Source organism: Actinomadura sp. NTSP31 (genome assembly GCF_041951385.1).
Lineage (GTDB): Bacteria > Actinomycetota > Actinomycetes > Streptosporangiales > Streptosporangiaceae > Spirillospora > Spirillospora napierensis.
Genome location: NZ_JBGNUT010000005.1, coordinates 62,608 through 77,238, shown reverse-complemented (window position 1 = coordinate 77,238; position 14,631 = coordinate 62,608). Strand labels below are relative to the sequence as shown.

The window sequence follows — 14,631 nt, the reverse complement described above, 5'->3', positions numbered from 1 at the left end:
AGCGGAAAGTAACTCGGCGAGTGCTCTGCGGTCTATGACCCCGGCGCGACGGGGACCTGTCGCCGGGGGTGGAGGGCACGGACCGCCCGACGGCGGGGGGACGCGCGGGCGGCCCGTGCGGTCTCGGGCTCAGCCGCGGATGTGCAGGTCCACGCCGAGCAGGATGAGGAACCAGAGGAATATCGCCAGCAGCGCGCTGCCGACCTGGCGGAGCAGCGGGACGTCGATGTAGCCGCGGTCCCACGCGACGAACACGCCGATGATGAGATAGATCAGGCCGATCAGGCTGATGTGGCGCGACCGATATCTGTACGCCATGGGGGGCGTCTCCTCCCTGAGGGGGTGTGACGACCGGTCGCTGCCCCCGGGCCGGGGAGACAAACACCAGCGGGTTTCCGGATCGCTCGAAGGCGATCTTTCGGTGCCGCCGGAAAGGGGGCGGCGCCCGTCACTTCCCGGACAGGTCGATGCGCACCACGGTCGGGTCGTGGTCCCCGGCGCGCGCGGCGAACTCCGAGCCGCGGTGCACGATGTCGAACTCGTGCTTGCGCTTGCGCAGCGACCGGCTGAGCAGGATGTGGTCGAGGTCCTCGGAGTTCCCGCCGGTCACGGTGGTGTAGCGGTCCTTCGCCGGCAGCCCGGCGGGCAGGTCGGCCAGTCCGGTGCCCGCCGTCAGCGTCCGGACCGGCACGGACGTCCCGCCGTCGCCGAGGCCGCCCGTCACGATCACATCGGCCTTCCGGCCCGCCGCCTGCACCGACCTGACGAACCCGGCGACGACGCGGGCCTGCGCGTCGCGGCGCCACGCGGTGGGCGTGGCCGGCGGCTGGAACCGGCCGAAGGCGGGCTGGTCGTCGCCGCTGCGCGGGTACCAGTCGTCGGCGACGACGATGATGCGGCGGCCCCGCCAGGTGACCTCGCCGGCCAGCGGCTTGCGCGCGCCGCTCCAGGCGGGGTCGCGCGGCGCGATCCGGCCGGGGGACAGCGACAGGCCCGCCGAGCCGCCAGACCGCCGCACCGCCTTCACCGCCGTGACGGACGGGTCGGGCTGCCCGGCGGGCGGGTCGCCGGCCATCGGGTCGGCGGCCTCGGGACGGTCGACGAACGCCAGCCCGCGGTCGGTGCGGAACAGGAACCCGATCCGGCTGTTGCCGCCCTTCCCGCCGCCGTCGGCGCCGTCGCGCGGGTTCACCGAGCGCCAGTCGTAGGCGGGGCCGCCCACCTCGCTGATCGCGGTGATCAGCTGCGCGACGGTCTGGTCGGCGGCGACGGTGCCGTCGTCGCGCGGGCCGTTGTTGTCCTGCAGCCCGCTGACCGCGACGAGGTCGGGGGAGCCCAGCCCCTGGACGATGTCGCCGGCGAGGTCGCGGAAGCGCTGCGGCGGGCTGTCGGGGTTCAGGCCGGCCAGCCCCGCGGTGCCGACCGCGAGCTCGCCGGGCTTCTGCGGCCGGGCGACCTCCTGCGGCAGGCCGCCGCCCACGCGGCGCGGGGTGGCGGTGAGCAGCAGCGTGAAGTCGCCGTAGGAGTAGTCGAGCACGCCGTCGTTCGCCCCGGGCAGCCGGTCGCCGACGTTCATCCCCGGCAGCGGGGCGAGCGCGTCGTCCAGGACGATCCGCTCGGGGTTGGCGTCGCCGTCGCGCAGCAGGATGCCGCCGCGCCCGGTGCGCGTCCCGGCGCCGGCGCCGTTGGCGGGCAGCACCGGCACCTGCCCGTCACTGGACGGCCCGACGGCGACGGCGTCGCCGATCCGGACGCGCATCCCCTCCAGCGACTCGTAGAAGTCGAGGCCGCTGCGCTTGGGGTCGAGCGCGCCGCCCTTCTCCACGTTCCCGCCGCGGGCCGAGACCACGGCGGTCGGCGGCCGGCGCCCGCCCGGCCCGAGCACGACGGGGGCGGGCAGCGCGGCGCCGTGCCCGGCGACGGCGGTCGAGGCGGCGTCGATCTCGGTGCGGGCGAGCCCGGCGGACGAGGCGCCGCCCGGCCGGAACTCGCTGACCTTCCCGCTCACCCGGACCGCGTCCCCGGCGACGGCGGACGGCCGGGTGCGGGTGAAGACGAACACGCCCTCGGACGTGGCGTCGTTGCGGTCGGGGCGGGGGTCCTGCATCCAGAAGCCGTTGCCGGTCACGGCGGTGACGACGCCGGGGACGTTCGCGACCGCCGCGCCGTTCAGGGGCGAGAGGTGCGCCGCCCCCTGGATGTCGCGGATGTGCCGGCCCGTGCGCGGCGCGGCCGCGAGCGCCGCCGGCGGCACGGCCAGGGGGGCGGCCAGTGCCGCCGCCAGAACGGATGCGAGCGTCCGGGCCGTCCGGAGACGGCCCGCTGCAGCTGCGAACGCCACCCGCACTCCACGATCGTCTAGTCGCCTGAGGACAGGCAGCAGGATGGCACGCGGAGCGGGCCGCTGACGAACCGCGGGCCGGCTACTCCTCCAGGCTCAGGGCGGCCTTCGGGCAGGAGCGCACCGCGTGCCGGACGTGGTCCGCCTCGTCCGCCGGCACGTCCGGCTTGAGGATCTCCAGCTCGTCGTCGTCGTTGAGGTCGAAGACCTCGGGGGCGAGCCCGACGCAGACGCCGTTGGCCTCGCACACCAGCGGGTCGACTCGTACTCTCATCGGCTACTCCGTTCGCGTTCCCGGATGGGCGGGCGGTCCCGGGGGCCCGCGCGGCGGCGCGGCCCCGCCGGCCCGGTGCTCGGCGCCCAACCTACCGAACGGGGTTCTGCCGCCGGTCGCCCGCCCGGAAAAGTAGAACACGTTCCATTCTGAGCTGGCAAGACCGGGCCGAGACCCGAGTCTCATTCGGCGTCGGATAGTGTGCCCCGATGACTGGAACCCCGTCCGCTTTTCACGAGGCGTCCACCGTCCCGGGGACGACCGGGGCCGCGGACCGCCCGGCCGGCCCTCCCGCGATGCCGGCGGACCTCCTGCGCGCCGCCCGCTGCGCCAAGGGCTTCATGCCGGACGACGAGGGCCGCGTCCTCTACGAGACGGCTCTGGAGTACGGGGCGCGGCTCGCCGCCACCGGTCCGCTGCTGGAGGTCGGGACGTACTGCGGCAAGTCGGCCATCTACCTCGGCGCCGCCGCCCGGCGGGCCGGCACGGTCGTCGTCACCGTCGACCACCACCACGGCTCCGAGGAGAACCAGGCGGGCTGGGAGCACCACGACCCGGCGCTGGTCGACCCGAGCACCGGCCGGATGGACACGCTGCCGACCTTCCGCAAGACGGTCGGCGCCGCCGGCCTGGAGGAGCACGTCGTCGCGGTCGTCGGGCAGTCCCGGACGGTCTCGGCGTTCTGGCGCACCCCGCTCGCGCTGCTGTTCATCGACGGCGGGCACGCCGAGGAGCACGCGCAGGGCGACTACGAGGGCTGGGCGCCGCACGTCGCGGTCGGCGGCGCGCTGGTGATCCACGACGTGTTCCCCGACCCCGCGGACGGCGGCCAGGCCCCGTACCGCCTCTACCTGCGGGCGCTGGCGAGCGGCGCGTTCGAGGAGCGCCGCGTCCAGGGCTCCCTGCGCGTCCTGGAGCGCGTCTCCGCCGCCGACCCGGCCGCCGCGCCCCGGCCCGCCGCCGGGGCCTGAGCCGCCGCGCACAGGCCACAGAAGCCACATAGGGCCCATAGCGCCCGCGGGGCCGCACCGGAGAGCACCGGTGCGGCCCCACGGCCGTGAAACGCGTTCTAGCTCCGCGCGGGCGTCACAGCCGGGTCCGCACCGGGACCGGCGCGCAGCCGCACGCCAGCGGATCGGACGCGGCGCACGGCCCGAGCGGGCGCCCGGCGATCTCCTTGAACAGCCGCGCCCCCGGCGAGGCGTCCGCCAGCGCGTCCGCCGCCAGGACCACCGCCGCCGCCGTGTAGGTGGAACGGTCCCCGGGGAAGTGCCGCTCGTTCTCGAACTGCCAGCCCGTCCAGTACGAGCCGTCCTCGTGCCGCAGGTGCTGGATGGTGGCGAACAGCTCCAGCGCCCGGTCGCGGTCGCCCGCCGCGTCCAGCGCCATCACCAGCTCGCAGCTCTCCGCCGCCGTCACCCACGGCTGGTCGGACACGCAGCGGCAGCCGAGCCCCGGCACCACGAAGGCGTCCCACTGCTCCGCCAGCCGCCGCGCGGCGGCCTCGCCGCGCACCGGGCCGCCGAGCACCGGGTAGTACCAGTCCATCGACCAGCGGCTCTTGTCGGCGAACGCCTCCGGATGCGCGGCCACCACGTGGCCGAGCTGGTCGGCGGCCAGCTCCCACTCCGGCTGCGGCTCGCCCAGGTGCTCCGCCAGCGCGACCGCGCAGCGCAGCGACTGGTAGATCGACGAGCAGCCGGTCAGCAGCGCGTGGTCGGACGCCTCGCCGCTCTCGTGCCGGATCCAGATGATCTCGCCGCGGCGGGTCTGCAGGCCGAGCACGAAGTCGACCGCCCGCCGCACCGTCGGCCACATCCGCCGCGCGAAGTCCTCGTCGCCGGTGCACACCAGCTCGTGCCAGACGCCGACCGCGACGTAGGCGGCCTGGTTGGACTCGCCGCCCGGCTCGGTGACCTCGCCCAGCACCCACTTCGCGGGCCACGACCCGTCCGGGCGCTGCACGCCGGCGAGCCACTCGTAGGCCCGCCGAGCCTGCTCGCCGAGCCCCGCGACGGTCAGCGCCATCGCGGCCTCGACGTGGTTCCAGGCGTCGACGTGGCCGGGCACGCCGCCGACCGGCGAGAACCAGGGGATCGCGCCGGACGCCTCCTGCTGGCGGGCGATGCTGCGGGCCGTGGCGACGATGTCGTCCGAGGTCACGACCCCCGGGACGGAGGGGGGAGCGGTCTCAGACGGCATCCGCCGTCTCCCTGGCCGGGGCCGCCGGCGTGCTCGGCGCCGCGGGCTTGGTGAAGTACACGACGACGCTCTTGCCGATCAGCGGGTTCAGAGCGCGCTCGGCCAGCCGGGTCGCCAGCGGCCGCTTCATGATGTCCCAGACGAGGATCTGGTGGTAGGCCTTGGCGAGCGGGTTGCCGTCGTCGTTCACGCCGACCGCGCACTTGATCCACCAGTACGGGGCGTGCAGCCCGTGCGCGTGGTGGTGGCCGCCGACCTTGAAGCCGATCGACTTGAACTTGGCCTCCAGCTCCGCGCGCGTGTAGATCCGCACGTGGCCGCCGGGGGCGGTGTGGTAGTCCTCCGACAGCGCCCAGCAGACCCGTTCGGGCAGCCAGCTCGGCACCGTCACGGCGAGCCTCCCGCCCGGCCTGAGCACCCGCAGCAGCTCCCGCATCGCCCGCATGTCGTCGGGGATGTGCTCGAACACCTCGGACGCGATGATCTTGTCGAAGTGGTCGTCGGGGAACGGCAGGTCCAGCGCGTCGCCCTGCACGGTCTCGGCCGTCGCGCCCGCGGGGACCTCGCCCTCCAGGCGCATGGCGCCGAACATCGTCTCGACGCCGGCCAGCTCGTCCGCGTCGAGGTCGAAGGCCACGACGTGCGCACCCCGTCGGTACAGCTCGAAGGCGTGCCGTCCGGCCCCGCATCCCATGTCGAGGATGCGGTCCCCGGGGGTGACGCGGAACCGCTGGAAATCCACGGTCAGCAGGGTCGTGCTCCTTCCGTACGGGGAGGCCCCGATGGGGTTCCCACAGACTTGCGTGATGCGGCCCCTTCCGGGTGCCGCCCGTCTCAGCCGCCGGCCGCCCGCTTGGACGCGGCGAGCCGCAGGTAGTTCCGCTCGCGGATCGCGGCGCGGTAGTGCTCGACGGTGGCCTTCGCCACGGCCGGCCACGCGAACCGCTCCTGCACGCGGGCCAGCCCGGCGGCGCCCACGCGTGCCCGCTCCGCGGGGGAGTCGTGCAGCAGGCGCAGCGTCGCGGCCAGCTCCTCGACGTCGCCGGGCGCGACGAGCACGCCGGCGTCGCCGACGACCTCGGGCAGCGCGCCGGCGCGGCTCGCGACCAGCGGCGTGCCGGACGCCATGTGCTCGACGGCGGGCAGCGAGAAGCCCTCGTAGCGGGACGGGACGACGGCGACCTCCGCGGACGCCAGCAGCTCGCCCAGCTCGTCGTCGCTGATGCCGCTGACGAACCGGACCCGCTGGCCGAGCGCGAGCTCCCGCACCAGCTTGTCGGTCGGGCCGTCCTTCTGCGGGCGGCTGACCACGATGACGTGCACGTCCCGCTCGGTGGCGACCTTGGCGACCGCGCGCAGCAGCACGTCCACGCCCTTGATCGGGGCGTCCGCGCTGGCCATCGCGACGATCCGGCCGGGCACGCGCTCGCCGCGCGGGTGGAAGATCCGGGTGTCGACGCCGAGCGGAAGGATCTCGATGTCGCGCGGGTCGACCTTGAAGTCCTTGACGATGTCGACCTTGGACGACTCCGACACCGTCAGCACCGGGCCGATGCGCCGCGACACCTGCGACTGCATGCCGACGAACCCGTACCAGCGGTACTTGCCGAGCTTCTGCTTGACGCCCTGCGCGGCCTCCAGCTCGATCCGCCGGTCGACGCTGATCGGGTGGTGGATGCTGGTCACCAGCGGCAGGCCGAGCCGGGTGATGCCGAGGTTGCCGAGGCCGAGGACCTGGTTGTCGTGCACGACGTCGAAGTCGCGGCGGCGGCGCCTCAGCTCGCGCAGCGCGCGCAGGCTGAAGGTCAGCGGCTCGGGGAAGCCGCCGGTCTTCATGTGCGCGAACTCCAGGACGTCGACCCAGTCGCGGAACTCGCCGAGCGACGGGGTGCGGAACGGGTCCTCGTCCCGGTACAGGTCCAGGCTCGGGATCTTGGTGAGGGCGATCTCGTCGCGGTCCAGCTCCGGATACGGCTGGCCGGACAGCACCTCCACGGTGTGCCCCAGGTCGACCAGTTCCCGGCTCAGATGCCGGAGGTAGACGCCCTGGCCGCCGCAGTGCGGCTTGCTCCGGTAGGAGAGCAGGGCCACCCGCAGCGGTCCGCCCGGCTCGTCTGCCTCACCCACGCCAGTACCTGCCCACGCACCACTCCCGTCAGTCGCGGGACGCCGGTCGCACACGCACCGGCATCTCCTTAATGCCGTTGATGAAACTAGACCTTAGCCTCCGTACGTTACCGCCGAGTTCAATATTGGGCACAGTGTCCAAAAGTGTTTCGAAAAGCACACTCAGCTCGAGCCGGGCGAGATGGGACCCCAGGCAGAAGTGCGGCCCGCCGCCGCCGAACCCCAGGTGGGGGTTGGGGTCCCGGCCGGCGTCGAAGGCGTGCGGGTCGGCGAACACCGCCTCGTCGCGGTTGGCGGAGGAGTAGAAGACCACGACCTTGTCGCCCTCGGAGATCCGGCGTCCGCCCAGCTCGGTGTCCCGGACGGCCGTCCGGCGGAACATGTTCACCGGCGTCACCCACCGGACGATCTCGTCCGTCGCCGTCCGCACCAGCGCCCGGTCCTCCCGCAGCCGCGCCCACTGCTGGGGGTTCTCCAGCAGCGCGAGCATCCCGCCGGACGCGGCGTTGCGGGTCGTCTCGTTGCCGGCCACCGACAGCAGCATCACGAACAGCTCGAACTCGTCGCCGTCCAGGACCTGGCCGTCGGCGTCCGGCTGCAGCAGCCGGGTGACGATGTCGTCGCGCGGGTTCTCCCGCCGGTCGGCGGCCAGCACGTTGGCGTAGGCGTACAGCTGCGTCGCCGCCTCCTGGCCCTCCTCCGGCGTCCGCTGGAACTCCGGGTCGTCCCCGCCGATCAGCGTGTTGGACCAGTGGAAGATCTTCTCCCGGTCCTCCGGCGGGGCGCCCAGCAGCTCGCAGATGACGTAGAGCGGCAGGGGCGCGGCGAGGTCGCGGACGAAGTCCGCCTCCTCGCCGCGCGCCACCGTCTCCGCCACCAGCCTCCGGCAGATCTCCCTGATGTGGTCGGCCAGCGCGCCGATCGCGCGCGGCGTGAACCCCCGGTTGACGATGCCGCGCTTGCGCGTGTGCTCCGGCGGATCCTGGTTCAGCATCATCAGCCGCTGCAGCGCCAGGTGCTCCTCCGGCGGCTCGTCGAACAGCGCGAGCCGCTCGTAGGAGGAGAAGACCTCCGGATGCCGGGACACGTGCACCACGTCCGCGTGCCGGGTGACCGCCCAGAAGGGCGGGTTGCCCCGGTCGGGGTCGCCGTGGTGCCGGTGCACCGGGTCGTGCTCGCGCAGCCAGGCCAGCTGCTCGTGGGGGATGCCGCCGCGCTCGTACGCGCCGGGCTCCACCAGGTCGATCTCAGGGGTGGTGGTCATCGCGCCAGGACCTCCTTGTCCGGGGGGACCTCGATCGTCAACCTCGGCGGGGGGACGGGGTGAAGCGCACGGGCAGCTCCTTCAGCCCGTTGACGAAGTTGGAGCGCAGCCGGCGCGGCTCGCCGGCCGGTGCGATGTCGGGCATCCGGTCCAGGATCGTGTCGAAGATCATCCGCAGGTTCATCCGGGCCAGGTGGGTGCCGAGGCAGAAGTGCGGGCCGCCGCCGCCGAACCCGATGTGCGGGTTCGGGTCGCGGCCGACGTCGAAGGAGAACGGGTTCTCGAAGACCCGCTCGTCCCGGTTCGCCGACCCGTAGAACAGCACGACCTTGTCGCCCTTGCGGATCAGCTTCCCGCCCATCTCGACGTCTTCCATCGCCGTCCGGCGGAACTGGTTGATCGGGCTGACCCAGCGGACGATCTCCTCGACCGCCGTGGGCAGCAGGCTCCGGTCGGCCCGCAGCCGCTCCCACTGCTCGGGGCGCTCGAAGAACGCCTGCATGCCGCCCGCCGTCGCGGTCCGGGTCGTCTCGTTCCCGGCGATCGACAGCATGATCACGAAGAGCTGGAACTCCTCGTCGCTGATCCGGCTGCCGTCCGCGTCCGGGGTGAGCAGCTTGGTCACGATGTCGTCGCGCGGCGTCGACGCGCGCGCGGCGGCGAGCTCGCCCGCCCAGCCGGCGAACTCGGCGGCGCACAGCTGGGACTCGGTGCGGTCCCCGATGTACTCGGGGTCGTTGAAGGCCACCAGCTTGTTGGACCACGCGAAGATCTTCTCGCGGTCCTCCAGCGGCGCGCCGAGCAGCTCGCAGATCGTGTACAGCGGCAGCGGCGCCGCGAAGTGCTCGACGAAGTCGCACTCGCCCAGCTCGGCCGCCTCGTCGATCAGCCGGTTGCAGATCTCCCGGATGTGGTCCTGCAGCTTGCCGATCATCCGCGGGGTGAAGCCCTTGTTGACCATGCTGCGCAGCCGGGTGTGGTCCGGCGGGTCCTGGAACAGCATCATCTGCCCGTACAGCGCGATGTCCTCGTCGGTGAACTCCTCGAACATCGCCGACCGCTCGTGCGAGGAGTACAGGTCGGGACGCCGCGACGCGCGCACCACGTCCTCGTGCCGGGTCACCGCCCAGAAGCCGTCGACCCCGTCGTTCGGATCGGCGTGCCAGTGCACGGGGTCGTTGTCGCGCAGCCACGCGAACTGGCGGTGCGGGATGCCGCCGCGCTCGTAGACGCCCGGATCGATGACGTCGATCTCCGGGGCGACGAAGGCCGGGGTGGGAGCGGTACGGGTCTCAGTGGCCATGGGTTTCCTTCGAGCCGGTGCGGGCTGGTCACTTCGAGGACGGGACGGTGGCTCCGTGTCGCGCCACGCGGGGCCGGTCACCGGCGTCGGACGCCGGTCGGGACGATCGTGTTGTCGAACGCTTGCTTGGCATCCGGATATAGAACACGTTCTAACATGAGACTGGAGTCTCATCAAGAGTCCAGACGGCAGAGTGACTCGGATCGCATCGTCCCGTCACCCTGCGGCGACGCCCATACGCGGGCCGTTGTCCGGCATCGAACGGTGTAGGGCTGTATGTGCGGGAATGTCACTCTTGTACGCGCCCGCGTTCGGGGGATGGGAGGTCCCGCGATGTTTCTCGCACTGGTGGCCGGCGGGATCCTGGTGTACGCCGTCGTCGACCTCGTCAGAGGGGCGGTCCGCAAGCGCCGGGCCCGGCGGGCGGCGATGCCGCGCCCGCAGGCGTGGACCGGGCCGGCCGCGCTCACGACGGCGGAGCTCGAGCGGCTCATCGCCGCCGAGCCCGAGGCCCTGATGTGGACCGAGGACGATCAGCGGTGGCTGGAGAGCCGCCGCATCAGCCTGCACTCCTGACCGGCCTGCGTTTCTGACCGGCCCGGGCTCCCGACCGGCCCTCTCGCTAGCTCAGGACGTAGCGGAGGGGGTCGTCGGCGCCGTCGCGGCGGACGACGCCGCGGTTCTCCAGCGTCCGCAGGTGCGCCGCCGCCTCGCCGGCGGCCATGCGGCGGGCGCCGAGCGGCATCCGCTCCCACGGGTGCCGCCAGGTGAGCGCCGCGGTGACGTCCCAGAGCGTCACCGGACGCGACGACAGCAGTGCCGTCACCTCCGCGAGCCGCTCCTCGTGGTGGCCGATGATCTCCTGTGCCCGGCCGGACAGGCCGTTGAACCGGTACTGGTGCGCGGGCAGCACCTCGTCCGCGGACATCGCCGAGATCTTGTCCAGCGAGCCGAGGAAGTCCGACAGCGGGTCCACGTCCGGGGTGTCGTAGGGGTAGAGGCCGATGTGCGGGGTGATGCGCGGCAGGACGTGGTCGCCGGTGAACATCCGGTCGCCGTCCTCCAGGTGCAGGCAGATGTGGCCGGGGGAGTGCCCGGGCGTCCAGACGACCCGCAGCCTGCGGCCCGGGACGTCGACCAGCTCGCCGTCGTCCAGCTCGCGGTCGGGGATGGCCGGCGGGTCCACCCGCGGCTGCTCCATCCCGCCCGCCAGCTCGGACTCGCCGGCCCCGGCGCGGCGCATCGAGGTCAGCTCGAACGAGCGGCGCTCCTCGTGCCCGAGGCTCGTGTGGAACAGCCGGACGATCTCGGTGTCCGCCCGGTGCATCGCGATCCACCCGCCGGACGCCTCGCGGACCCGCCCGGCGAGCCCCGCGTGGTCGGGGTGGAAGTGCGTGACGACGACCCCGCGCACGTCGGCGACGTCGATGCCGAAGGTGCCGAGCCCGTCGCGCAGGGCCGTCCAGGCGTCCTCGTGCTCCCAGCCCGCGTCGATGAGGACGGGGCCCTGCGGGCTCTCCACCGCGTACACCAGCGTGTAGGCCAGCGGGTTGCCCGGAATGGGGACGGGAACGCTCCACAGCCCCCCGCCGAGATCTTCGGGTACCGGCTCCACGGGACCGCCTTTCGCGCCCAATCGGTCGGGCGAGTCGGTTCGGGGGGACCCTAACGGAGTGCGGAACGGCGCTCCGCATCCGGGGTCCCCCTGTCGGGCGCGCCCTCGTCAGATGCGCTCGATGATGCTGGCGGTGGACAGCGCGCCGCCGCAGCACATCGTGATCAGGGCCGTCTGCGCGTCCCGGCGCTCCAGCTCGTGCAGCGCCGTGGTGATCAGCCGGGCGCCCGTGGCGCCGACCGGGTGGCCGATCGCGATCGCGCCGCCGTTGACGTTGACGGTGTCCATGTCCGGCTCGTGCACCGACGCCCAGGACAGCGCCACCGAGGCGAACGCCTCGTTGACCTCGCAGATGTCGATGTCGCCCATCGTCATCCCGGCCCGCTTGAGCACCCGCTCGGTCGACTGGACCGGCCCGTCCAGGTGGTAGTACGGCTCGCCGCCCACCAGCGCCTGCGCCCTGATCCGGGCGCGCGGGCGCAGCCCCAGCTCGAACGCCTTCTCCTCGGACATGACGACCACCGCGGCGGCGCCGTCGGAGATCTGCGACGAGGTCCCGGCGGTGTGCAGCGTCCCCTCGCCGAGGACGGGCCGGAGCTTGGCCAGGCCCTCGGCGGTCGTCTCGCGCAGGCCCTGGTCCCGGGTGACGGTGCGGGTCTCGCCGGTCGGCTCGCCGTCGGCGTCCAGCACCGGCGCCTCGATCGGGACGATCTCCCGCTCGAACCGGCCGTCCGCCCACGCCTTGGCGGCCAGCTGCTGCGACCGCGCGCCGAACGCGTCCAGGTCGGCGCGGGTGAGGCCGCGCCGCTGCGCGATCCGCTCGGCCGCCTCGAACTGGTTCGGCATGTCCAGCGACCAGTCGTCCGGGCGCGGGTTGTGCGGCAGCACGTTGGTGCCGAGGGGCGCGCGGCTCATCACCTCGACGCCGCAGCCGATCGCGACGTCCACGACGCCGGCGGCGACCTGCGAGGCGGCCAGGTGGACGGCCTGCTGCGCCGACCCGCACTGCGCGTCGATCGTGGTGACCCCGGTCTGCCAGGGCAGCCCGGCGTAGAGCCAGGCGTAGCGGCCGATGTGCGAGCCCTGCTCGCCGGCCTGCGTCACGCAGCCCGCGAAGACCTGCTCCACCTGGGCGGCGTCGATGCCGGCGCGCTCGACGGCGGCGATCAGCGTGTGCGACAGGACGGCCATCGGCTTCAGTCCCGCCAGCCAGCCGTTGCGCTTCCCGAGCGGCGTGCGCACCGCCTCGACGATCACCGGGGTACCCATGCGGTCTCCTTCTAGAACGGGATTCGCCTTCGACTGTAACCAGTTCTACTTTCACCCGGAAGTCCCGTCCCGCCCATCGGGATCACCCGCAGCGGCCCCCGCCGGCCGGGGGAGGCGGCGCGGATGGGCGAAGAGGGGCCCGGGCGGCTTCGGCAAGGCGACGGCACCGAGTCCCTCTTCGCGTGTACCGGTACGGCGTCTCCCGGTGGCGTGAAACCGGTGCGCTCGATACCCGCACTGAGGCCCGAGGGTAAGCCGCCGCGCGCGATCGAATCGATCCGCCGGCCGGCGATGAACGCCTGCCGCCGCGGCCACCTTTTCAAATCCGCGGCGCATTGACGGCCCTTCGAGATCGGGGTCGATTCGTATTCCAGGATCTTTATCACTCGGCATGCGATGCCTGTCCCCGCTGGTCAGCCGCATGTTGCTCGCGAGGAAGTGCGCACGGGTGACGCCCTCTTGCCGGGCGCGTGGCACTGCTATTTCCTTTCCCAGTGATCGCGGTGGCGGCTGACTACGTCAGGCCGCCGGCAATTCGCGTCCCGGGTGGCCGCGAACGGCGAATGCGGCGTTTGGTGAAGGCGGCGCGCGGCGATCCCGGAGAACGCTCGTCCCGTTCGGGCGGGTCCCCGGGCCGTTGCCCGGCCCGCCGATCACAAGGCAGGTGGAGATGCCGAACACGGCGGCGCCCTCGACGGTCTCGGCGAGCAGCGGCAGCGCGCCGGCCGCCGCCCGCGCCTCCGGCTCCGCCGCCGCTGACCCGGCCGACCCGAACGGCGGGTCAGGCGTACCGGACGGGGAGCTCCTTGATGCCGTTCAGCCAGGCGGAGCGGAGCCGGCGGGGCTCGCCGATCCGGGCGATGTGCGGCATGTGGTCGGCGATGGCGTCGAACATCAGGCCGATCTCCAGCCGGGCCAGGTTCGCGCCGATGCAGTAGTGCGCGCCCGTGCCGCCGAACCCGAGGTGCGGGTTGGGGGAGCGGGTGATGTCGAACGTCCCGGGGTCGGCGAAGACGTCCTCGTCGAAGTTGGCGGACGAGTAGTACATCGCCACCCGGTCGCCCGCCCGGATCTCCACGCCGCCGAGCTCGGTGTCGCGGACGGCGGTGCGCTGGAACGCCGTCACCGGCGTCGCCCACCGGACGATCTCGTCCGCCGCGGTCTCCGGGCGCTCGGCCTTGAACAGCTCCCACTGCTCCGGGGCGTCCATGAACGCGATCATGCCGTGGGTGATCGCGTTGCGGGTCGTCTCGTTGCCGGCGACGGAGAGCAGGATCATGAAGTAGCCGAACTCGTCGTCGCTGAGGCCGCGGCCGTCCACGTCCGCCTGGACGAGCTTGGTCACGATGTCGTGCGCGGGGCAGCCGCGGCGCTGCTCGGCCAGGTTCATCGAGTAGCCGATGATCTCGGCGGCGGCGCAGGCCGGGTCCGCGTCGTACTCGGGGTCGTCGTAGGCGAGCATCTGGTTCGACCAGTCGAACAGCCTGCGGCGGTCCTCCTGCGGCACGCCCATCAGCTCGGCGATCGCCTGCAGCGGCAGCTCCGCGGCGACCTCCGTGACGAAGTCGCCCTCACCGCCCTTGCGCAACGCCTCGGCGACGATCCGCTCCGCGCGTTCGCGCAGCTTGTCGTGCAGGCCCTTGACGACCCGGGGCGTGAACCCGCGCGAGACGATCTGGCGCAGCTTGGCGTGCTGCGGCGCGTCCATGTGCAGCAGCAGGTTCTCGCGCTGCAGGTCCAGCTCGTCGCGCCCGAACGTCTCGTTGAACCGGATGACCGCGCCGTTGGCGTTCGCGGAGAACAGCTCGGCGTCGCGCGAGATCTCCTTGACGTGCGCGTGCCTGCTGATCACCCAGAAGCCGTCGTCGTCGAAGCCGGTGCGGCCGCGCGGCTGGGCGTTCCACCAGGGGCGCGCCGTGCGGCGCAGCGCGGCGAACTCGGCGAGGGGCACCCGCTCGGCCATCAGGTCCGGGCTGCAGAAGTCGAACCCGGCGGGGACGGCGGTCTCCGGTGCGGTGGCGGTCATGCGCGGCTCCTCCCGATGCGCGACGCGGAACGTCGTGCTCACCGTAGAACCCGTTCCAGCGGCGGGACAAGAGCAAATGAGACTCAAGTCTAACCATGAGTCTTACACAAGCGCTTGGTTGGTCGATGGAGGTCGCCTCCCCTTTTCAACAGGCGGAATCGGCCGGGCATGGCTCTGTCATGGCGGACGTGTCGACCTCAAGAGGATGGG

13 protein-coding genes are annotated in these 14,631 nt (G+C 72.9%); 2 read left to right on the top strand and 11 right to left on the bottom strand.

Annotated elements, in window-relative coordinates; all coding sequences use genetic code 11:
- Positions 1-129 precede the first annotated feature (129 nt).
- The 3 genes from ACA514_RS10030 to ACA514_RS10020 all read right to left on the bottom strand — a co-directional run bounded on the left by ACA514_RS10030 (position 130) and on the right by ACA514_RS10020 (position 2,615).
- Complete coding sequence (locus ACA514_RS10030) at positions 130-318, bottom strand: hypothetical protein (protein ID WP_344261694.1); 189 nt, start codon at positions 316-318, stop codon at positions 130-132.
- A 130-nt stretch (positions 319-448) separates the two neighbouring features.
- Positions 449-2,341, bottom strand: coding sequence for an endonuclease/exonuclease/phosphatase (locus tag ACA514_RS10025; RefSeq protein WP_375040773.1), 1,893 nt, complete (start codon positions 2,339-2,341; stop codon positions 449-451).
- An 82-nt stretch (positions 2,342-2,423) separates the two neighbouring features.
- Complete coding sequence (locus tag ACA514_RS10020; RefSeq protein WP_344261698.1) at positions 2,424-2,615, bottom strand: ferredoxin; 192 nt, start codon at positions 2,613-2,615, stop codon at positions 2,424-2,426.
- A gap of 296 nt (positions 2,616-2,911) precedes the next feature.
- Here ACA514_RS10020 and ACA514_RS10015 point away from each other — a divergent pair, with 296 nt between their 5' ends.
- Complete coding sequence (locus tag ACA514_RS10015) at positions 2,912-3,586, top strand: class I SAM-dependent methyltransferase (protein WP_375041102.1); 675 nt, start codon at positions 2,912-2,914, stop codon at positions 3,584-3,586.
- Positions 3,587-3,701: 115 nt separating this feature from the next.
- Here the strand turns inward: ACA514_RS10015 and ACA514_RS10010 are convergent, their stop codons facing one another.
- The 5 genes from ACA514_RS10010 to ACA514_RS09990 all read right to left on the bottom strand — a co-directional run bounded on the left by ACA514_RS10010 (position 3,702) and on the right by ACA514_RS09990 (position 9,511).
- A complete protein-coding gene (locus tag ACA514_RS10010) occupies positions 3,702-4,817 on the bottom strand; it encodes a prenyltransferase (RefSeq protein ID WP_375040772.1) in 1,116 nt (371 codons plus the stop codon).
- Positions 4,807-5,568, bottom strand: coding sequence for a class I SAM-dependent methyltransferase (locus tag ACA514_RS10005; RefSeq protein ID WP_375041101.1), 762 nt, complete (start codon positions 5,566-5,568; stop codon positions 4,807-4,809). Before ACA514_RS10005 ends, ACA514_RS10010 begins: the two co-directional genes overlap by 11 nt.
- Positions 5,569-5,651: 83 nt before the next feature.
- Positions 5,652-6,944, bottom strand: coding sequence for a glycosyltransferase family 4 protein (locus tag ACA514_RS10000; protein ID WP_375040771.1), 1,293 nt, complete (start codon positions 6,942-6,944; stop codon positions 5,652-5,654).
- 28 nt (positions 6,945-6,972) lie between these two features.
- A complete protein-coding gene (locus ACA514_RS09995) occupies positions 6,973-8,208 on the bottom strand; it encodes a cytochrome P450 (RefSeq protein WP_375040770.1) in 1,236 nt (411 codons plus the stop codon).
- A 37-nt stretch (positions 8,209-8,245) separates the two neighbouring features.
- A complete protein-coding gene (locus tag ACA514_RS09990; protein WP_375040769.1) occupies positions 8,246-9,511 on the bottom strand; it encodes a cytochrome P450 in 1,266 nt (421 codons plus the stop codon).
- A gap of 333 nt (positions 9,512-9,844) precedes the next feature.
- Between ACA514_RS09990 and ACA514_RS09985 the strand changes: the two genes are divergently transcribed.
- Positions 9,845-10,087, top strand: coding sequence for a hypothetical protein (locus ACA514_RS09985; protein WP_375040768.1), 243 nt, complete (start codon positions 9,845-9,847; stop codon positions 10,085-10,087).
- A gap of 46 nt (positions 10,088-10,133) precedes the next feature.
- Here the strand turns inward: ACA514_RS09985 and ACA514_RS09980 are convergent, their stop codons facing one another.
- The 3 genes from ACA514_RS09980 to ACA514_RS09970 all read right to left on the bottom strand — a co-directional run bounded on the left by ACA514_RS09980 (position 10,134) and on the right by ACA514_RS09970 (position 14,421).
- Positions 10,134-11,126, bottom strand: a complete 993-nt coding sequence (locus ACA514_RS09980) for an MBL fold metallo-hydrolase (RefSeq protein ID WP_375040767.1) — start codon at positions 11,124-11,126, stop codon at positions 10,134-10,136.
- A 108-nt stretch (positions 11,127-11,234) separates the two neighbouring features.
- A complete protein-coding gene (locus ACA514_RS09975) occupies positions 11,235-12,395 on the bottom strand; it encodes a steroid 3-ketoacyl-CoA thiolase (protein WP_375040766.1) in 1,161 nt (386 codons plus the stop codon).
- Positions 12,396-13,176: 781 nt separating this feature from the next.
- Positions 13,177-14,421, bottom strand: coding sequence for a cytochrome P450 (locus ACA514_RS09970; protein ID WP_375040765.1), 1,245 nt, complete (start codon positions 14,419-14,421; stop codon positions 13,177-13,179).
- Positions 14,422-14,631: the final 210 nt, after the last annotated feature.